Source organism: Rhizobium sp. ERR 942 (genome assembly GCF_007828395.1).
Taxonomy (GTDB): domain Bacteria; phylum Pseudomonadota; class Alphaproteobacteria; order Rhizobiales; family Rhizobiaceae; genus Rhizobium; species Rhizobium dioscoreae.
Map to the genome: position 1 here is coordinate 107,177 of NZ_VIUA01000010.1, position 17,917 is coordinate 125,093.

General features: G+C 59.4%; 19 protein-coding genes. 16 read left to right on the forward strand and 3 right to left on the reverse strand.

Going from position 1 to position 17,917, the window contains the following annotated elements:
- Positions 1–380: 380 nt before the first annotated feature.
- The 11 genes from FBZ97_RS30635 to FBZ97_RS30685 all read left to right on the forward strand — a co-directional run bounded on the left by FBZ97_RS30635 (position 381) and on the right by FBZ97_RS30685 (position 10,476).
- Positions 381–572 (forward strand): Flp family type IVb pilin, encoded by a 192-nt coding sequence (locus FBZ97_RS30635; protein ID WP_145323348.1) that lies wholly within the window; start codon positions 381–383, stop codon positions 570–572.
- 208 nt (positions 573–780) lie between these two features.
- Positions 781–972, forward strand: coding sequence for a Flp family type IVb pilin (locus FBZ97_RS30640; protein ID WP_145323350.1), 192 nt, complete (start codon positions 781–783; stop codon positions 970–972).
- 88 nt (positions 973–1,060) lie between these two features.
- Positions 1,061–1,573 (forward strand): prepilin peptidase, encoded by a 513-nt coding sequence (locus FBZ97_RS30645; RefSeq protein ID WP_145323352.1) that lies wholly within the window; start codon positions 1,061–1,063, stop codon positions 1,571–1,573.
- Positions 1,574–1,737: 164 nt separating this feature from the next.
- Positions 1,738–2,553, forward strand: coding sequence for a Flp pilus assembly protein CpaB (gene cpaB, locus FBZ97_RS30650; protein ID WP_145323354.1), 816 nt, complete (start codon positions 1,738–1,740; stop codon positions 2,551–2,553).
- A gap of 14 nt (positions 2,554–2,567) precedes the next feature.
- Positions 2,568–4,094, forward strand: a complete 1,527-nt coding sequence (locus tag FBZ97_RS30655; RefSeq protein WP_113391041.1) for a type II and III secretion system protein family protein — start codon at positions 2,568–2,570, stop codon at positions 4,092–4,094.
- Positions 4,095–4,147: 53 nt separating this feature from the next.
- Positions 4,148–4,879, forward strand: a complete 732-nt coding sequence (locus FBZ97_RS30660; protein ID WP_145323355.1) for a CpaD family pilus assembly protein — start codon at positions 4,148–4,150, stop codon at positions 4,877–4,879.
- 31 nt (positions 4,880–4,910) lie between these two features.
- A complete protein-coding gene (locus FBZ97_RS30665) occupies positions 4,911–6,182 on the forward strand; it encodes a CpaE family protein (protein ID WP_145323358.1) in 1,272 nt (423 codons plus the stop codon).
- A 77-nt stretch (positions 6,183–6,259) separates the two neighbouring features.
- A complete protein-coding gene (locus FBZ97_RS30670) occupies positions 6,260–7,744 on the forward strand; it encodes a CpaF family protein (RefSeq protein WP_112722895.1) in 1,485 nt (494 codons plus the stop codon).
- A gap of 8 nt (positions 7,745–7,752) precedes the next feature.
- The gene (locus FBZ97_RS30675; protein WP_145323360.1) at positions 7,753–8,760 is read left to right on the forward strand and encodes a type II secretion system F family protein; all 1,008 of its coding nucleotides are present in this window, start codon (positions 7,753–7,755) and stop codon (positions 8,758–8,760) included.
- A gap of 21 nt (positions 8,761–8,781) precedes the next feature.
- Positions 8,782–9,759 (forward strand): type II secretion system F family protein, encoded by a 978-nt coding sequence (locus FBZ97_RS30680; protein WP_113395862.1) that lies wholly within the window; start codon positions 8,782–8,784, stop codon positions 9,757–9,759.
- A 72-nt stretch (positions 9,760–9,831) separates the two neighbouring features.
- Positions 9,832–10,476 carry a LysE family transporter gene (locus FBZ97_RS30685; protein ID WP_145323362.1) on the forward strand — a complete coding sequence of 215 codons (645 nt, stop codon included), beginning with the start codon at positions 9,832–9,834 and terminating at the stop codon, positions 10,474–10,476.
- 92 nt (positions 10,477–10,568) lie between these two features.
- Here FBZ97_RS30685 and FBZ97_RS30690 read toward each other — a convergent pair whose 3' ends face one another.
- A complete protein-coding gene (locus tag FBZ97_RS30690; RefSeq protein ID WP_113330643.1) occupies positions 10,569–11,399 on the reverse strand; it encodes a tetratricopeptide repeat protein in 831 nt (276 codons plus the stop codon).
- A gap of 148 nt (positions 11,400–11,547) precedes the next feature.
- Here FBZ97_RS30690 and FBZ97_RS30695 point away from each other — a divergent pair, with 148 nt between their 5' ends.
- The 4 genes from FBZ97_RS30695 (at position 11,548) to FBZ97_RS30710 (ending at position 14,931) form a co-directional block, all read left to right on the forward strand.
- Positions 11,548–12,939 carry a M17 family metallopeptidase gene (locus tag FBZ97_RS30695; protein WP_145323364.1) on the forward strand — a complete coding sequence of 464 codons (1,392 nt, stop codon included), beginning with the start codon at positions 11,548–11,550 and terminating at the stop codon, positions 12,937–12,939.
- 463 nt (positions 12,940–13,402) lie between these two features.
- A complete protein-coding gene (locus tag FBZ97_RS30700) occupies positions 13,403–13,747 on the forward strand; it encodes a MarR family winged helix-turn-helix transcriptional regulator (RefSeq protein WP_041677769.1) in 345 nt (114 codons plus the stop codon).
- Positions 13,748–13,762: 15 nt separating this feature from the next.
- On the forward strand, positions 13,763–14,617 hold the full coding sequence (locus FBZ97_RS30705) for an NlpC/P60 family protein (RefSeq protein ID WP_113391029.1): 855 nt from the start codon (positions 13,763–13,765) through the stop codon (positions 14,615–14,617).
- A 74-nt stretch (positions 14,618–14,691) separates the two neighbouring features.
- Positions 14,692–14,931, forward strand: a complete 240-nt coding sequence (locus tag FBZ97_RS30710) for a hypothetical protein (RefSeq protein WP_092714676.1) — start codon at positions 14,692–14,694, stop codon at positions 14,929–14,931.
- A gap of 32 nt (positions 14,932–14,963) precedes the next feature.
- Here the strand turns inward: FBZ97_RS30710 and FBZ97_RS30715 are convergent, their stop codons facing one another.
- Positions 14,964–15,890, reverse strand: a complete 927-nt coding sequence (locus tag FBZ97_RS30715) for a DMT family transporter (protein WP_145323366.1) — start codon at positions 15,888–15,890, stop codon at positions 14,964–14,966.
- 124 nt (positions 15,891–16,014) lie between these two features.
- Here FBZ97_RS30715 and FBZ97_RS30720 point away from each other — a divergent pair, with 124 nt between their 5' ends.
- Positions 16,015–16,494: an Lrp/AsnC family transcriptional regulator gene (locus FBZ97_RS30720; protein WP_113330459.1), complete on the forward strand. Its 480-nt coding sequence runs from the start codon at positions 16,015–16,017 to the stop codon at positions 16,492–16,494.
- Positions 16,495–16,515: 21 nt separating this feature from the next.
- Here the strand turns inward: FBZ97_RS30720 and FBZ97_RS30725 are convergent, their stop codons facing one another.
- On the reverse strand, positions 16,516–17,907 hold the full coding sequence (locus FBZ97_RS30725) for an amidase (RefSeq protein ID WP_145323368.1): 1,392 nt from the start codon (positions 17,905–17,907) through the stop codon (positions 16,516–16,518).
- Positions 17,908–17,917 lie beyond the last annotated feature (10 nt).

Genomic DNA, 17,917 nt, shown 5'->3' on the forward strand with positions numbered 1-17,917 from the left:
GGCGAAAAGAATTTCCCGATAGAATGAGAAAGAATGGTGAATGAACGATTAAGCTGACCCGGCGTCGTTCGATTATGGCTCGGATGTGTCATTCGCGCGTCCTATCATCCCATCATTGCGAAAGTCGTGTACTGTTTTAAGACAAATTGCATATCGCGCTAATATTCACCTATCTAATAATTTCTATTTGGCTGAAAAACTTCTTTAAAACGGAAAGAAGAACATAAAACTTGCATTAACTATTCTATTTTCGCTTTTGTATTTACTGTGTATTAACCTAATTCTTTAAAGCGATAGAAACGGCGCGGGGCTACCGTGCAGTTCATCCGATCAACGGCAACAGTTGGCGGACGTGCTGTCAACAAAGTGGAGTTAAACTTATGTCCAAGCTTTTTTCGCGTTTCCTGAAGGATGAATCCGGCGCGACCGCAATTGAATACGGCCTGATCGCTGCCCTGATCTCCGTCGCCATCATCACCGGCGCGACGACCCTCGGTAGTACGCTGAGCACGACTTTTTCAAATATTGCTAAGCAGATGAACACCTCTGGCGCCGGTATTGGTACCAAGTAATACGGTAGCTGCTAAGGCTTAATACTTCTCGGAAGCCGTTCTAAGGGACGGTTTCCGAATAGCAAGTACATGCCGAGCATGACGCGTTGAGGATGCGTTATGGTTAACATCCTGCCATACGTGTAGATTGTAGATAGCGTAGAGCCGACTTCTGCTAGCAATAACCGGTTAATGCGGATTGTGATTTCAACACAGTGGAGTTAAACGCATGTCTAAGCTTACCAAGCGCTTCGTAGAAGATCAGTCAGGTGCGACAGCAATCGAATACGGCCTTATCGCCGCCTTGATCTCGGTCGCAATCATCGCAGGTGCAACGACCCTTGGTGGAACACTCAACAGCATGTTCCAGAATATCGCTAACCAAATGAATAAGTCGGGCACAGGTGTCGGCACACAGTAATAATAAAGTTCATTAATTACAACGTTTGGTAATGACCGCCGGTTCAAACGGTATGGGTTTGAAAATTGCAGCCAACATAGGGGATGACATGTTCGAGACGACGGTTTTACTCATGTTTCCGCTCTGCATGTCGATAGCAGCTATTTCCGATCTGCTGACCATGACGATCCCAAACCGTATTTCTTTGATTCTCGCAATCGGATTCTTGACGCTGGCCCCTGCATTTGGTTTATCATTCGCGGAAATCGGTATGCATGTTGCTGGTGCCAGCACCGTTTTCCTCGCTTGCTTCGCATTATTTGCATTGAATGTCATGGGCGGCGGTGATGCAAAGCTTTTGGCCGCAGCGGCACTCTGGTTCGGCTTTGATTCCTCCCTTTTAGAATTCCTCGTCTACATTGCGTTTATCGGTGGCGTGGTAACGGTTTTGATCGTGCTGCTTCGTGCGCAATCCAGTACCATTATGGCAATCGGTCTTCCCGTGCCAGGCTCATTGCTGGTTGCCAAGAAAATCCCATACGGGATTGCGATTGCCATCGGCGGCATCCTTGCTTTCCCTTCTTCGCCACTTTTGATTGCCGCTACTCGCGTCACCCTTTGAGCTTAAAACCAGTGAGTATAGGCCAGGGTGGAATATAGGTAATTTCTAATATACAACAAGTAATCATGGTTAAATAACAATAAATGTAACCAGCCATTAACCATAATTACACCAATTGCCGGTCATTCTGCAGGGCGAAGAATCCTGTTCCTCAAGGAATGACCATGAAACCCGCTCGCATAATGATACTCGCAGTGGCAGCCGTCGCGGCCGGGATGGCCGGTCTGCTCGCGATGCGCCTGGCTGGTTCGCGCGATATCGTTCCCCAGCAGATTGCGGCGGTGGTGGAGAAGGAGGCGACGATCAATGTCCTCGTTGCCGGTGCCAATCTGCCCGTCGGTTCGCGTCTGAACGAGCAATCGATCCATTGGATGCCCTGGCCGGAAAGCGGCATCGTCAAAGGTCTCATCACTGAACGCGAGCGCCCTAATGCGTTGAAAGATCTGACCGGCGCGGTTGTTCGCCTGCCGATCTTCGAGGGCGAGCCGATCCGCGAGGAAAAGATCGCCGATTCCAACAGCCGTATCCTTTCTTCGTTGCTACCGGCGGGCAAGCGCGCCGTCGCCACCGAGATTTCCGTCGCCACCGGCGCAGGCGGTTTCATCCTTCCGAATGACCGCGTCGATGTCATCATGGTGCGCAAGGGTTCGCAGCAGCAGCTCGTCACCGAAACCGTGCTCAGCAACGTTCGCGTTCTGGCGGTCGATCAGCAGATCGAGGAAAAGCAGGACGGAAGCAAGGCTGTCGTTGGGGCAACCGCGACGCTGGAGCTGACGCCGGACCAGACGAAGGTCCTGGCGGTCGCGCATCAGATGGCCGATCGCCTGACGCTGGCACTGCGCTCCGTTGCCGACGCGCAGCAACCCGATACGACGGCGGCCGATTATCTGCTGGCCGGGGACAATGGTGGCAGCATGATCCAGGTCATCAAATCGGGAGCGATCGTGACTGATGGCCCAACCGGGCCGAAACCGCAATGAGAAGGGGCGAGACGATGTTAAAGACAAGCAAGAAAGCCAGCCTGCCTCTCGCCTTTGGCCTCTCCTTCTCCGTTGCCTTTGCCGGGCTGCCTCTGGGGCCGGCCTTTCTGCGTATGCCTGCGGTCCTCGCGGGCGGTTCCGACAGTATCGTGACGATCGCCGGCCTCGGCACCAAGCGCACTTTGAAGCTTGGTCTCAACAAGGCGCTTGTCGTCGATCTGCCCGCCGACGCCCATGACATCCTTGTCTCCGATCCCAAGATGGCCGATGCGGTGACGCGAACCTCGCGCCGTATCTATCTTTTCGGCAAGACGGTCGGCCAGACCAACATCTTCATCTTCGGCGCCGACGGCAAGGAGATCGTCAGCCTCGATCTCCAGATCGAGCGCGATATTGCTGGTCTGCAGGATAATATCAAGCGCTTCATCCCGGACTCCGATATCAACGTCGAGATCATCTCCGACAACATCGTCCTCACTGGCATCGTGCGCACGCCGCAGGATTCGATCCGAGCACAGCAGCTCGCCCAAGCCTTCCTCAAGGGAGGCGAAGCGACGACACGAAACCAGACTGCCTCCGGCAGCGGCGACAACAACGCAGTCGCCATTTTCGCCGAAGGGCGGCAGACCTCGCAGATCGTCAACATGCTGCAGATCGAAGGCGAGGATCAGGTGACGCTCAAGGTGACCGTCGCCGAAATCAAGCGCAGCGTCCTGAAGCAGATTGGTTTCGACAACCTGGTCAGCAATTCCTCCGGCCTGGGCGTCGCTCAACTCGGCAATATCGGAAACAGCGGAACCACGAACTTCCTGGGAGTAAACGGCGATCCCACAAACGCTACCGGCGCGGGTGGTATCTCGACACTCTTCAAATACGCGCTCGGCAAATACAATATCAGCACCTATCTGAATGCTCTCGAGCAGGCAGGTGCCGTGCGCACCTTGGCGGAGCCGACATTGACCGCCATTTCTGGACAGGCTGCTACCTTCAATTCCGGTGGTCAGACGCTCTATTCCACGACCGACAAGGACGGCAACACGACGATTACGCCCTATACCTATGGTATCACGCTGGCCTTCACGCCTGTGGTCCTGGCCGGTGGCCGCATCAGCCTGCATGTGCAGACCCAGGTCTCGGAACCGGTCGCATCGTCATCCACCCCGACCTACAACCAGCGTGCCGCCAATACTTCGGTCGAGCTGCCATCCGGGGGATCGATCGCGCTTGCCGGCTTGCTGAGCGATAACGTGCAGCAGACGACCTCGGGAACGCCGGGTGCATCGAAGATTCCGATCCTGGGTGCCCTGTTCCGTCAGAAGAGCTTCCAGCGGGATGAGAGCGAGCTTGTGATTATCGCGACACCCTATCTCGTGCGCCCCGTAGCGCGCGACAAGCTTGCTCGCCCAGACGACAATTTTTCTCCGACGAACGATGCCGGTGTCTTCTTCATGAACCGTGTCAACAAGATCTACGGCCGCAAGGATGGTCCGCCGGTCGCCGATGCCGATTTCCACGGCACAGTCGGTTTCATCTACAAGTGAGGAGCGGGACCATGACGCCAGCCTTTTCAACGAGGTCAACGAAAGAGCAAGAGATGGCCAGCCTCGAACGCAATACACTCGGCGGTGCCCGGCCTCGTTTTTCAAGATCGATGCTGATCCTCCCGACATTGGCGCTGATATCGGCCGTCAGCAGTTGCGCGGGCTCCCCAGATGGCATGACGACGAGCGCCATCAGGGATGACTATCGCCAACGGCATCCCATCGTGCTCACCGAAAAGGAGCATAGCGTTGATATACCGGTCGCGGCCAGTGACCGGCACCTGACAACAGGCATGCGCGATACGGTTCGCGGTTTCGTTCAGGATTATCGCGCCCATGCAAGCGGCACGGTGGAAATCCTGTCGCCGCGGCAATCGCCAAATGCCTTCGCCGCATCGGCGCTCAACTCACAAATCCGTCGGGAGCTGGTCACGAACGGTATTCCGTCGGCGCGAATCGTCAACAGCTATTACCCGACGGGCGGCCCGGGCGATGCTGCGCCGATCCGCCTGCGCTTTACCGCAACGACGGCGGCCACCAATGCGTGCGGCCAGTGGCCGGACGATCTTTCCGACAACGCATTCGACAATCAGAACTATTATAATTTCGGCTGTGCGACCCAGCACAATCTGGCAGCGCAGGTCGCCAATCCGACCGATCTGATTTCGCCGCGCGCGATGACGCCGATCGATGCCGATCAGCGCAGCAAGGTCATCAGCGATTATCGCAGCGGCTCAACCCCGACCAGCACGGCGACGGTCGGCGGCTTCGGTAGCGGAAATTGAACGCAAGAGGCTGGCGCAACGGGATAAAATCATGAACGCCATCGAATACGATATCGGCTCGACTGCCCCGGAAGCGGAGGAAGCTTCGCGCTCGGGCAATCTCGACAATTTACGGCCGCTGCCGCGTATTTCCATACATGCCTTCTGCGAAAGCGAGCAGCTGCAGCAGGTGATGGATCAGTGCGCCAACGATCGGCGCATGTCCAAGGTCAGCCTGCGGATCACCAGCGGCGGTGTGGCGGCTGCGGCGAACATGTTCGCCTCAGCGCCGACCCCAAACCTGATCATTCTGGAGACGCGCGCCAACCCACGCGGCCTCCTGGCGGAACTCGAACCGCTCGCTGCCGTCTGCGATCCGAGCACCAAGGTCATCATCGTCGGCTATCACAACGATATCGGTCTTTACCGCGAACTCATCCGCAACGGTATCTCAGAATATATCGTACAGCCGACCGATATGATCGATCTGATGACGGCGGTGGCATCGATCTTCATCGACCCCGATGCCGAACCGCTCGGCCGCAGCATTGCCTTCATCGGTGCCAAGGGTGGGGTGGGCGCATCCACCATCGCCCATAATTGCGCCTTCGGCATCTCCAGCCTCTTCTCGACCGAAACCATTCTCGCCGATCTCGATCTGCCCTACGGCACCGCCAATATCGATTTTGACCAGGACCCGGCTCAGGGGATAGCCGAGGCCGTCTATGCCCCGGAACGCCTCGACGAGGTCTTTCTCGACCGGCTCCTGACCAAATGCTCGCAGCATCTGTCGCTGCTCGCCGCGCCCTCGATGCTGGACCGCGCCTATGATTTCGAAGGGCAGGCATTCCTGCCGGTGCTCGACGTTCTCCAGCGCAGCGCGCCGGTGGCGGTTCTCGATGTGCCGCATGTCTGGACGGAATGGACGCGTTCGGTGCTTGGTGCGGTAGACGAGGTCGTCATCTGTGCCGCGCCTGATCTTGCCAATCTGCGCAACGCCAAGAACCTGATCGACGCTCTGCGCAAGCTGCGGCCGAACGATAAGGCACCGCACCTCATTCTCAATCAGGTCGGCATGCCGAAGCGCCCGGAGATCAATCCTTCGGAATTCTGCGCGCCGCTGGAGACCGACCCGATCGCCATCATACCCTTTGACATCAACCTGTTCGGTAATGCCGCCAACAGCGGGCAGATGATCTCCGAGACTGATCCCAAGTCGCCGATTGCGGAAACTTTCTCGCAGATATCGCACATCGTTACCGGGCGTGTTGCTTTGAAGAAGGCAAGAAAGGGCGGTTTGCTTGGCCTTTTAAAGCGGAAGTAACCCTATGATTTCGCATGGATTCCGAAAACCAATCTTTCGTGAAAGCCATGCAGCAGCAGTAGAATTGGATCGAAGACATGTTTGGCAAGCGCGGAAGTGAAGGTCCTGCAAAGAGCGGCGGCGCAATGCCTCCGCCGGCACCGGCGCGTGCACCCGCTCCCGCTGGCGGGCCAACGGCGCCGGCTGTGCTGATAGAGCCGTCCCGTGATGCCGCGCAGCCACGTCAGCAGGTCGCTCCGCCGCCGATGCAGACGCCTAGCCGGCGTCGCGTGGCGCGCACCGAAGAATATTACGATACGAAATCGCAGGTCTTCTCCGCGCTGATCGATACGATCGATCTCTCGCAGCTCTCCAAGCTCGGCAACGAGGCGGCGCGTGAGGAAATCCGCGATATCGTCAACGATATCATCACGATCAAGAATTTCGCGATGTCGATCTCCGAGCAGGAGGAATTGCTCGAGGACATCTGCAACGATGTACTCGGCTATGGCCCGCTGGAGCCGCTGCTCGCCCGCGACGACATCGCCGACATCATGGTCAACGGTGCCGGCCAGACTTTCATCGAAGTTGGCGGCAAGACCGTCGAATCCGAAATCCGCTTCCGCGACAATTCCCAGCTTCTATCCATTTGCCAGCGCATCGTCAGCCAGGTCGGCCGCCGCGTCGATGAATCGAGCCCCATCTGCGATGCGCGCCTGCCCGATGGTTCGCGCGTCAACGTCATCGCCCCACCGCTGGCGATCGACGGTCCTGCACTCACCATTCGTAAGTTCAAGAAGGACAAGCTGACGCTCGAGCAGCTCGTCCGCTTCGGCGCCATCACGCCGGAGGGCGCGACGCTTTTGCAGATCATCGGCCGCGTGCGCTGCAACGTCGTCATTTCAGGCGGTACGGGCTCGGGCAAGACGACGCTTCTGAATTGCCTGACCAACTATATCGATCGAGACGAACGCGTCATCACCTGCGAAGACACCGCCGAACTGCAATTGCAGCAGCCGCACGTGGTGCGCCTCGAAACCCGTCCGCCCAACATCGAGGGCGAGGGTGAGATCACCATGCGCGATCTCGTCAAGAACTGCCTGCGTATGCGCCCCGAACGCATCATCGTCGGCGAAGTGCGCGGACCCGAGGTCTTCGACCTGCTGCAGGCGATGAACACGGGTCACGACGGCTCCATGGGCACGATCCACGCCAATACGCCGCGCGAATGCCTGAGCCGCATGGAATCGATGATCGCCATGGGTGGTTTCAGCCTGCCGGCCAAGACCGTCCGTGAGATCATATCCAGCTCCGTCGACGTCGTCATCCAGGCTGCCCGCCTGCGTGACGGTTCGCGCCGCATCACCCAGATCACCGAGGTGATCGGCATGGAAGGCGATGTGATCATTACCCAGGATCTGATGCGCTACGAGATCGAGGGCGAAGATGCGAACGGCCGGATCATCGGGCGGCACGTCTCCACCGGCATCGGCAAACCGCATTTCTGGGATCGTGCTCGTTACTATAACGAGGAGCGGCGCCTGGCAGCCGCCCTCGATGAGATGGAACAAAAGGCGCAATAGGGCTCGCGATGTTTGGTATCGATCCGATAGTGCTGCTGATTGTCCTGCTGACGGCGGTCTCCGCCGCGGCGGTCTGCTACGGCGTTCTCTATTCACGGATCGAGACACAGAAAAAGGCCGATAGCCGGGTCAACCGGGTCAAGCAGGCCGAGACCGATCGCGCCAAGGTCAAGGCCGCGCGCGATCGCGTCCAGGAAATGTCCAAGCGGCGCAAGTCGGTGCAGGACACGCTTAAGGACCTTGAGCGGCGACAAAGCGAAAACACGAAGAAGAAGCAGTCGCTCAAGGCACGTCTGGCGCAGGCCGGCCTGTCGCTGACGCCGCCGCGCTTCTACATCTTCAGCGTGCTCTTCGGTCTTTTCATCATGCTGGTCTTTTTCATCGCCGGCGCGCCGCCCCTCGTCATTTTGGGAATGTTCTTTGCGTCTGCATTCGGCCTGCCGCGCTGGGTCATCGGCTTCCTCATCAAGCGCCGGCAAAGCAAGTTCCTGGAAGAATTTCCGAACTCGCTTGACCTCATCACGCGCTCGCTTCGCTCGGGCCTGCCGCTCAACGATGCAGTGCGGCTGGTGGCTGGCGAGGCGCGAGAGCCTGTCAAGACGGAGTTTCGGCGGGTGGTCGAGGCGCAGCAGGTCGGTCTTAGCATGTCGGACGCCTGCGCGCGCATCACAAACCATATGCCGCTGCAGGAAGTAAATTTCTTCTCGATCGTCATCGCCATTCAGGCCCAGGCGGGCGGCAACCTGTCGGAAGCCCTGGGCAACCTCTCGAAGGTGCTGCGCGAACGCAAGAAAATGAAGGCGAAGGTCAAGGCATTGTCGATGGAGGCCAAGGCATCCGCCGTCATCATCGGCGCTCTGCCCTTCATCGTGATGCTGCTCGTCTATCTGACGTCGCCGCAATACATGATGATCCTGTTCGCCGACCCGCGCGGCCATCTGATCTTGCTTGGAGCCGGCATCTGGATGTCGCTCGGCATCTTCATCATGCGCAACATGGTCAATTTCGAGATCTGAGCGGAAGGAGCCGCGTCGCCCATGTCCGATCTGGCAGCCAATTTGACCGATCCTGGCACCCTTCTTGCCGTTGTGGTTGCCATCGCCGTCTTCGCGACCTTCTACACGATCGCCATACCGCTGCTGGAGCGTGGCGATCTCAGCAAGCGCATGAAGGCCGTGTCAACAGAGCGCGAACAGATTCGCGCCCGTGAACGTGCACGGCTGAGCGCAGAGGGCGGCAAGGCGTCGCTGCGCAGCCACAATAATCGAAATGTCAGACAGATCGTCGAGCGGTTCAACCTGCGCAATGCGCTTGTCGATGCCAATACCGTCAATCGCTTGCGGTCTGCCGGCCTGCGTTCTGAAAATGCGCTCAACATGTTCCTGGTGGCGCGATTCCTGCTGCCCTTCCTTTTTCTGGCAATTGCGATCGTCATCGTCTTCGTTCTCGGCTGGTTTGCCGCAAAGCCCCTGCCGATCCGGCTGCTTGGCGTCATTGGCTTCGCCTATCTGGGCTTCTACGCGCCGAACATCTATATCTCCAATCTGGTGACCAAGCGCCAGAAATCGATCAAGCGCGCTTGGCCGGATGCGCTCGACCTGATGCTGATCTGTGTAGAGTCGGGCATTTCAATCGAAGCCGGCATGCATCGCGTGTCCGAAGAAATGGCCGAGCAGTCCCCGGCGCTCGCCGAGGAAATGGTGCTGACCACAGCCGAGCTTTCCTTCCTCCAGGATCGCCGCACCGCCTTCGACAATCTCGCCGCCCGCACCCAGATCGAACTCGTCAAATCGGTCACGCAGGCGCTCATCCAGGCGGAACGCTATGGTACGCCGCTCTCGCAGGCCTTGCGTGTCATGGCGCAGGAAGGCCGCGACGAGCGCATGAACGAGGCGGAAAAGAAAGCGGCCGCACTGCCGCCGAAGCTCACTGTACCGATGATCGTCTTCTTCCTGCCGGTCTTGATGGCGGTCATTCTCGGCCCGGCGATCATTCAGGCAATGGACAAATTCTGAGCCGCCGACTTGCTCGCGGCATGCGGGCATGGTTATCTTCCATGCAATGTCGCCCATATTGGGAGGTCTCGCATGTCATCCTTGGCAATATTTTTCAGCGTCGTCGCGGCAGTCTTCATCGGAGCGGTGAGCCCCGGCCCAAGCTTCGTGCTCGTTTCGCGCATCGCTGTTTCCCGCTCACGCAAGGCAGGTCTTGCCGCGGCCTTCGGCATGGGAACGGGCAGCGTCATTTTCGCGACCTTGGCCCTCTTCGGCTTGAGCGCATTGCTGATGAAAGTCGAATGGCTATATCTGGCGCTAAAAGTCGCCGGTGGCCTCTATCTGATTTATGTCGGCATCCGCATCTGGCGCAGCGCCGCGGACGATCTTCCCATCGATGCACCAACGACGCCGGCGGCAGGCGGTGTGATGCGCAATTTCCTCTTTGCGCTCGGCACGCAGCTCAGCAATCCGAAGACAGCCATTTTCTACGGCAGTATCTTTGCCGCACTTCTGCCGGCGGCTCCGGCTCCCTGGCTGCTGTTTACGGTTCCGCCCGCAGTCTTCCTGGTCGAAGTAGGCTGGTACACGGTGGTAACGCTGGCCTTTTCTTCGAACCGGCCGCGCGCCATCTATCTCGGGGCGAAGTTATGGATAGATCGGGTGGCCGGCGTTGTGATGGGCGCCCTCGGCGCGCGGCTTGTCGCCGAGGGGTTGCCGCGCCACATCTGGCGTTAAGGCCTACGGCTGCCGGGCGTGCGCCTCAACTGCTCCGCTAACGAGTGCCGTTTTCGAAAGTTGGGTAGGGAAGCTGTTGCGGCTCTCCCGCTCTATTGCTGGGCTACTTTCCTGTTATCGCCACTGGCAGCAAGCTTCTGCCAGGAGTTCTGCTGTGCCAGCATGCCGCGCAGATAGGCGACATTGGCGTTTGCCTGTTGCGGCGTCAGTTCCTGGCGAGCGATTTGCTCGGCTTCCGCAAAGCGGCCCTGCAGGCCGACGACGAGCGCCAGGTTCTGCCGCACGCGACTATCGGCGCCTGGCTGCGCGACGGCCGTGCGGAGATAGTTTTCCGCATTCTTGAGATCGCCGGTCAGCACGTAGGACATACCAAGATTGGAAAGGACCGTCGGCTCGTTGGGGGCGAGCACCAGCGCGTCCCGATATTTGGCCCGTGCATCGCTGGAACGTCCGAGCTGATCGAGAATGGCGCCCTGCGCTGAAACCAGCCGCCAGTCCGGCCGGTCCGGCAGCTGTGCGCGGTCAATGGTCGAGAGCGCTTCGTCGAGCTGCCCTGCCGCCGCCTGTGCCTTGCCGTAGGCGGCCAGCACGCCGCGGTCGGTCGGATTGGCGATTGCCACCTGCTGCATGACCGCAAGCGCCTGGTCGTTGCGGCCGCTCATGCGCAAGGCGTTGGCGTAGTTGACGCCTGCATCGCGATCTTTGGGATTGGCGTCGTAGGCCTTGCCGAACGTCGCGGTCGCCTGCGCGAGATCGGTGCTGTTCATCGTATCGAGGGGCTGCGACGTCTTCGGAATCGAGCCCGTCGTCATCCGGTCTTTTCCGGTCGTCGAGCAGCTTGCGAGCGCGAGCGCCAGAAGCGCTGCCGAAGCTCCGCGGAAAAGAAAGGTTCTGAATGAAGACGTAGCTGAGACGGCGGGCATGTCGCGTATCCCTGAATTCCTTATACTTGCGCCCGGCCTAGAATCGGAACAGGGAAAGGTTCGGCGCAATGTTCGCTCCAGCAATAATCTGTTAACCCTAACAGACAGTTAACTCTTGATTCTTCTCAGTCACCGCCAAAGGATAGTCATGGCCCCCTTTCAATTCATCGAGCGCGCGACGCCTTTCAATTCGAAGGGTGGCGCGACCCTGCCGATCTTTGCCGTTACCCCGGCGCATATCGAGACCGGCACCATCGATCCCATCGCGCTCGATTGGGCACGCAAGGCTGGTTACAAGGCAGAGAGCGGTTCGTTGCTGCTGATCCCGACCGCTGAAGGGCATCTGGGCGGCGCTCTCTTCGGCCTCGGCTCCAACCCGTCCGAACAACCCTTCCTCACGGGCAAGCTGGCGCGCAGCCTGCCGGCCGGCGACTGGCATATCGAGACGGCGCCGCTGACGGCGAACCGGCTCTCGCTTGGTTTCGGCCTCGGCAGCTATCGCTTCGACCGCTACAAGTCGGAAAAAGCCGCGATGCCGACGCTGATGATCCCGCGCGATGCCGATGCCGCCGATATCAAGCGCCAGCTCGCCGGTGTCTTCCTTGCCCGCGATCTCATCAACACGCCGACCAACGACATGGGTCCGGAACAGCTCGAAGCCGCCTTCCGGGCGCTTGCCGAGCACTACAAGGCAGACATGTCCGTCATCATCGGCGATGATCTCCTGAAGGAGAATTTCCCTCTCGTGCACACGGTCGGTCGCGCCAGCGCCGATGCACCACGCCTTCTGGAACTGCGCTGGGGCAAGAAGGGTCATCGCCGTATCACCCTGGTCGGCAAGGGCGTGTGCTTCGACACCGGTGGCCTCGATATCAAGCCGGCATCCTCCATGCTACTGATGAAGAAGGACATGGGCGGTGCCGCCAACGTCATGGGCCTGGCGCTGATGATCATGGACGCCAAGCTCAAGGTCGATCTTCGCGTCATCATTCCGGTCGTCGAGAACTCGATTTCATCCAACGCCTTCCGTCCTGGCGATATTTACAGGAGCCGCAAGGGCCTGACCGTGCAGATCGACAATACGGATGCCGAGGGCCGGCTGATCCTCGCCGATGCGCTGGCTTATGCCGACGAAGACGCGCCCGACCTGATGATCGATATGGCGACGCTGACAGGTGCAGCCCGCGTTGCGCTCGGCCCCGACCTGCCGCCTTTCTTTACCGACGATAGCGAACTTGCCAGCGATCTGACCGAGGCGAGCCTGGAGACGGATGACCCGCTGTGGCGGATGCCGCTCTATATGGGCTACGACAAGGATATCCGGACCAAATTCGCCGATATCACCAATGCTCCATCAGGCGGCATGGCCGGCTCCATTACGGCTGCCCTGTTCCTCAAGCGCTTCGTGACAAAGACGCCGAGCTGGGTGCATTTCGATATTTTCGGCTGGGCGCCGAGCGAACGCCCGCATTCCCCCGGCGGCGGCGAGGCCCAGGCAATCCGGGCTCTGTATCATCATATCAGGCAGAGCGTACGGTAGGTCATTGTTATTCCCTCTCCCCGCATTGCGGGGAGAGGGTTAGGGTGAGGGGCCAGGCACGTAAGCGCAACAAAGTCGGGCTCACCTGGCCAGCAGCTTAGGAAGGCAAGCGGGCTTTTAAGCCTGCCGCACGTTTGATACCCCCCTCTGTCACTTCGTGACATCTCCCCCACAAGGGGGGAGATCGTTGGGAGTCTGCTGCTTGTCGTTCGTAAAACAACGAACTGCAATTTCAACAGGCGCGATGTCAACTTGTGGCAGGTGTATGCAGCGAGTTACCAATCTCCCCCCTTGTGGGGGAGATGTCACGAAGTGACAGAGGGGGGTGCGCACCCTCCTTGAATTCTACGACTACTATTGGCGATGGTTCATCTTCGAAGGAGCTGGAACCAAAACACCCCTTGAAACCGCCATGATCTTGGCCGAGACTGGAACGGCAGCGTAACGAATTCCGGGGTTGCCCTTGCCGCTTGAACTCACCGCCTCACAGGCTCTCGGCCTCTGGCATGGCGTGACGCTCGCTCAGGTGCGCCGCGAGGATCATGACTTGACGCTGCGGCAGACGGCGATTCTGCTGCAGATCTATCTTGTGCCGCCTCCTCATACCGTGCGCGGTCTGGCCGCGACCCTCGGTGTTACCAAGCCGGTCATCACCCGGGCGCTTGATACCATGGGCGTGATGGGATTGGTCGACCGCGTGCGCGACGATCGCGATCGCCGCAACGTCATCATTAAGCGAACGGTCACCGGTGCACTCTATCTTGAAAAACTCGGCGATCTCATCATCGAGCATGGCCGAAAATTGTAACCGCAGGAATTCACCATGATGCTCGACCGCCGTCTCAATGCTTTCAGACCCGATCTCGCCGAGGCGTCTCTCAAGGGCAAGGTCGAGGCCGAGCGCTTCGTCGATGGTACTAGCGCGCGTATCGCCGTCCCGGTCGTTGCGCTTCGGCCGAAGCCGGATCTCGCCTCGGGCATCGATACCGAGCTACTGATGGGCGAAGAGGTGACTATATTCGAGCGCCGCGACGGCTGGTGCTGGATCAAGGCTCTGTCCGATGGTTACGTCGGCTATCTCCCGGAAACGGCGATCAAGGAGGGTGCGGCACCCCCGACCCACATCGTCGTCCCGCAGCGCACCTTCCTCTATCCGGAGCCGGAGCTGCGCAAGCCGCACGTGGCAATTCTCTCCATGGCTAGCCTCGTGCATGTGGCCGGCACGGCGGAGGCGCGCGGCAATCATTATGTCGTCCTGGAGGATGGCACTGCCATTTTCGCAAAGCATGTCGAGCCGATCGGCTACAATAAGGGCGGCGACTTCGTCGATGTCGCCGTACGCTTTCTGGAGACGCCCTATCTGTGGGGTGGCCGCTCAGGTCTCGGCATTGATTGCTCTGGCCTCGTCCAGCTGGCACTGTCGATGACGGGCCGCGCCGCGCCGCGCGATACCGACATGCAGGCTGCCAGCCTCGGCCAGCCGATCGAGCGCGAGGAGTTGAAGCGCGGCGATTTCGTCTTCTGGAAAGGTCATGTCGCGATCATGGAAGATCCGGACACCATCGTCCATGCCAACGGCCATACCATGACCGTCGCCCGCGAGAATTTTGCCGCAGCTATTGAGCGCATCGGCTGGCTTTATGAGCGGCCGACAGGTTACCGCCGTTTCATCGATTGATTGCGCTCCGGAACCGTCCTTTTTCTCACCCGTTATCTTCTTGATCGAGATATCCTATCGAGAGGAGAAAACTCATGCCCATTACGGCCATGGAAAAGACGGTGCGGGATATTCTGTTCGACAATCATCTGCGCAAGAGTGGCAAGATCGACAGGCTTCGCGAGCTGCGCAGTGAGGCTCGGGCTATCCAGCGCGCCGGCAGCGAAAGCTCGATGAGCGCCGACGACGGCCTCCAGGATGATTTGCGCGTAATTGAAAAGGCGCTGCACGATCTGGATGCCGATGTCTCGCACAAGGGTGCAGCGACCTTGTAGTGGCGACTTTCTGCACTCCCGATAGCGATAGTCTACGGAGTGCGAGGGCGCGCGATCCAGATGCCGGCGACGATGACTATGCCGCCGAGCGCCTGCAGCAGGGTGACGTTTTCGCCAAACAGGAACCAGGCGAAAAGGGCAGCCGCGATCGATTCCAGGAAAATGACGAGCGAGGAGAAAACGGTTGGCAATCGTCCGAGCGCCACCGAAAGCAGTCCCTGTCCGCCGGCGTGGCTGATGAGGCCGAGCGCGAGAAGCACGCACCATCCCGAGATCGACTGCGGCAGGATGCGCGGCTCGAAGAAGAAGGCGATCACGAACAGGATCGCCGAGGTTATGATACTTAATTCGAAGGTGACGCGCGCGGCATTGGTCCCCGGGCGTGCCGCGCCGACGGCCAGGAAATAAAGGCCGAAGAAGGCGCCAGTGATGATGGCGAGGGCATCGCCGACGGCCCGGTCCGGATTGAATGCCAGGCTTTGGACGACGAGCGCCGTGCCGCCGGCAAGGCAGACGAGAAGGCCGAGAAGCGTGGCGCGGCTGACGCGCTGTCTCAAAAGAAGCCAACCGAAGATGACGACCCACAGCGGCGCCATCGTCGCGAAGAAGGTGGCGTTGGCGATCGTCGTCCGCATGATGGAGAGATGCCAGAAGAACAGGTCGCCCGTGAAGGCAATGCCGGCAAGGATTGTCGGTATGGTAAAGCTGGCGCGAGGCGCATTGGGCTCCGCGACCTCCGCGTACCGCATCCATATCCAAAGGATCGGCAGCGCCAGAAAGACACGCCAGAAGGCGCTGGCGAAAGGCCCGACATCGGCAAGGCGTACGAGGCTTGGCGAGATACTCATGGCCAGCGCCGCAAGGATCATCGCGACAACGCCAAGAAGAAAGCCTTTCGTATCTTCGCTTTCCCCGAGGCTCGCGCTGCGCATATCGTATTCGGTGTCCGGCTGTGACATTCTCGTGCCTTTGCAAGTCAGGTGATTTGTGGCGCAAAGCTAGTACATAGGGGAAGAGGATTTGGCTCCATTTTGACGGCTTTCATGCAATTTTGTTTCCTCTCTGCGGTAAGGATGTATTGAAATGCGCAAACCCGCCGATCTCGATGAGTTCGATCTGGCAATTCTCGAGATTCTCCAAAAGGACAGTACGGTTCCGCAACGCGAGATCGGTGAACGGATCAACCTGTCGGCGCCGGCTGTGCAGAGGCGCATCAAGCGCATGCAGGAAAGCGGCGTCATCCAGGCCAATATCGCGGTCGTCGATCCGGCGGCAATAGGCCTGCCGATCACTATCGTCGTCGAGGTCCATATCGCCAACGAGCGGTACGACCTCATCAACGCGATCAAGCGCAGCTTCCTCGAAGCGCCGGAGGTGCAGCAATGCTACGGTGTCACCGGCGAGGCCGATTTCGTGCTCATCATCGTGGTCCCCAGCATGTCCGCCTATGAGGAGGTGGCCCGGCGTCTGTTCTACGACAATCCGAATGTCACGAAGTTCAAGTCGCTCGTGACCATGGACCGGGTCAAGGTCGGTCTTTCCCTGCCATTGTCGCTGGACTAGCTGGCTGTCTGAAAGTTCTGTTCACGCCGGTCGCTTCGGCCACTCTGTCACGCCGCCGGTCCAGTCCTCGAAGGCCTTCGAGAGACGAAGTACCAGCATGTCGTCGAAGCGCGGGCCGATGATCTGCATGCCGATCGGCATGCCGGAGCGGGAGAAGCCGCAATTGATCGATGCCGCCGGCTGCTCCGACATGTTCCACGGAACGGTGAAGGCGATGTGCTCGAACGGCCGCACAGGGTCGTTGGTGGGCGAAGCCCATTCGGCGGGATAGGAGACGATCGGATTGGTTGGCGAAAGCACGGCATCCACCTCCGCGAAGAGCTTGGCGCAGCTCCTGCGCATCTCGTAGGTCTGGTTGAAGCCGCGAACGGCATCTACGCCGCTGATACCGGCGCCGCCCTTCGCCCAGCTATAGATATAGGGCAGGATGCTGTTGCGGCGTTCCTCGCTCAAAGCCGTCATATCGCCCCAGAAGCGTGCACGCCAGAAAGCATCGAGTCCGTCAAGCATCTGCCTGGTCAGCACCGGCGAGACGTCGATGATGATGGCGCCTGCTTCCTCGAAGCGCTTGGCGGCAGCAGCGACCGCATCGCGTATCTCGTCCTCGACCGGCAGGCCGCAGCCAGCATCGAGCATCAGGCCGATCTTCATGCCTCGGATGTCGATGTCGAGATTCATCCAGTCGATCTCATTCGGCGGCAGGCTCGTGCTGTCGCGCCAGTCGGGTCGTGAGAGCGTAGCCATGGAAAAGGCCGCATCCTCGACCGTGCGGGTCATCGGTCCGGCGCATCGCCCGAGATAATAGGGATCGATCGGAATACGGCCATTGCTCGGCTTGAAGCCGAAAATGCCGGTCCATCCTGCCGGCAGGCGTATCGAGCCGCCGATATCGGTACCGATATGCAGCCGTCCATAACCGGCAGCGGCAGCGGCAGACGCACCGGCGCTGGAGCCGCCCGGATTTTGGCTGGGGTCCCAGGGATTGCGGCTGAGCTTGTGAAAGCTCGATAGGCCTGATGAGAGCATGCCGTAATCGGGGCAGGTGGTTTTCGCGAAAATCACCGCGCCATCCTCGCGCATCCGGGCGGCGATGGGCGCGTCTTCGGCAGCGGGAACGAGCTCGACCGCCGCCGTGCCGAGCGGCACCGGCTGACCTTTGGTGGCGATTAGCTCCTTCAACGTTACCGGAATGCCGTCCAGGGTTCCAAGCGGCGTACCCTTCGCCCAGCGCTCCGTGGAGGCCGCGGCTTGCCGGCGAGCATCCTCCGGATCATAGGCGTAAAGAGCGGCGATTGTCGGCTCCCATGCCTCGATATGCGTCTCGAGTGCCAGCCAGTATTCGCTGGGAGATAGGCTCTTGTTGGCAAATTGGCGCCGGAGGTCTCGGATGGAAAGATCGGTAGGTTCGGTCATGATCTATACT

Bases quoted from the DNA above. Each gene is read 5' to 3' on its own strand.
- FBZ97_RS30655 (WP_113391041.1), top strand. From the start codon at position 2,568: ATGTTAAAGACAAGCAAGAAAGCCAGCCTGCCTCTCGCCTTTGGCCTC.
- FBZ97_RS30715 (WP_145323366.1), bottom strand. From the start codon at position 15,890: ATGTCACAGCCGGACACCGAATACGATATGCGCAGCGCGAGCCTCGGG.
- FBZ97_RS30640 (WP_145323350.1), top strand. From the start codon at position 781: ATGTCTAAGCTTACCAAGCGCTTCGTAGAAGATCAGTCAGGTGCGACA.
- FBZ97_RS30705 (WP_113391029.1), top strand. From the start codon at position 13,763: ATGATGCTCGACCGCCGTCTCAATGCTTTCAGACCCGATCTCGCCGAG.
- FBZ97_RS30725 (WP_145323368.1), bottom strand. From the start codon at position 17,907: ATGACCGAACCTACCGATCTTTCCATCCGAGACCTCCGGCGCCAATTT.
- FBZ97_RS30675 (WP_145323360.1), top strand. From the start codon at position 7,753: ATGTTTGGTATCGATCCGATAGTGCTGCTGATTGTCCTGCTGACGGCG.
- FBZ97_RS30680 (WP_113395862.1), top strand. From the start codon at position 8,782: ATGTCCGATCTGGCAGCCAATTTGACCGATCCTGGCACCCTTCTTGCC.
- FBZ97_RS30685 (WP_145323362.1), top strand. From the start codon at position 9,832: ATGTCATCCTTGGCAATATTTTTCAGCGTCGTCGCGGCAGTCTTCATC.
- FBZ97_RS30665 (WP_145323358.1), top strand. From the start codon at position 4,911: ATGAACGCCATCGAATACGATATCGGCTCGACTGCCCCGGAAGCGGAG.
- FBZ97_RS30690 (WP_113330643.1), bottom strand. From the start codon at position 11,399: ATGCCCGCCGTCTCAGCTACGTCTTCATTCAGAACCTTTCTTTTCCGC.
- FBZ97_RS30635 (WP_145323348.1), top strand. From the start codon at position 381: ATGTCCAAGCTTTTTTCGCGTTTCCTGAAGGATGAATCCGGCGCGACC.
- cpaB (WP_145323354.1), top strand. From the start codon at position 1,738: ATGAAACCCGCTCGCATAATGATACTCGCAGTGGCAGCCGTCGCGGCC.
- FBZ97_RS30645 (WP_145323352.1), top strand. From the start codon at position 1,061: ATGTTCGAGACGACGGTTTTACTCATGTTTCCGCTCTGCATGTCGATA.
- FBZ97_RS30710 (WP_092714676.1), top strand. From the start codon at position 14,692: ATGCCCATTACGGCCATGGAAAAGACGGTGCGGGATATTCTGTTCGAC.
- FBZ97_RS30720 (WP_113330459.1), top strand. From the start codon at position 16,015: ATGCGCAAACCCGCCGATCTCGATGAGTTCGATCTGGCAATTCTCGAG.
- FBZ97_RS30660 (WP_145323355.1), top strand. From the start codon at position 4,148: ATGGCCAGCCTCGAACGCAATACACTCGGCGGTGCCCGGCCTCGTTTT.
- FBZ97_RS30695 (WP_145323364.1), top strand. From the start codon at position 11,548: ATGGCCCCCTTTCAATTCATCGAGCGCGCGACGCCTTTCAATTCGAAG.
- FBZ97_RS30670 (WP_112722895.1), top strand. From the start codon at position 6,260: ATGTTTGGCAAGCGCGGAAGTGAAGGTCCTGCAAAGAGCGGCGGCGCA.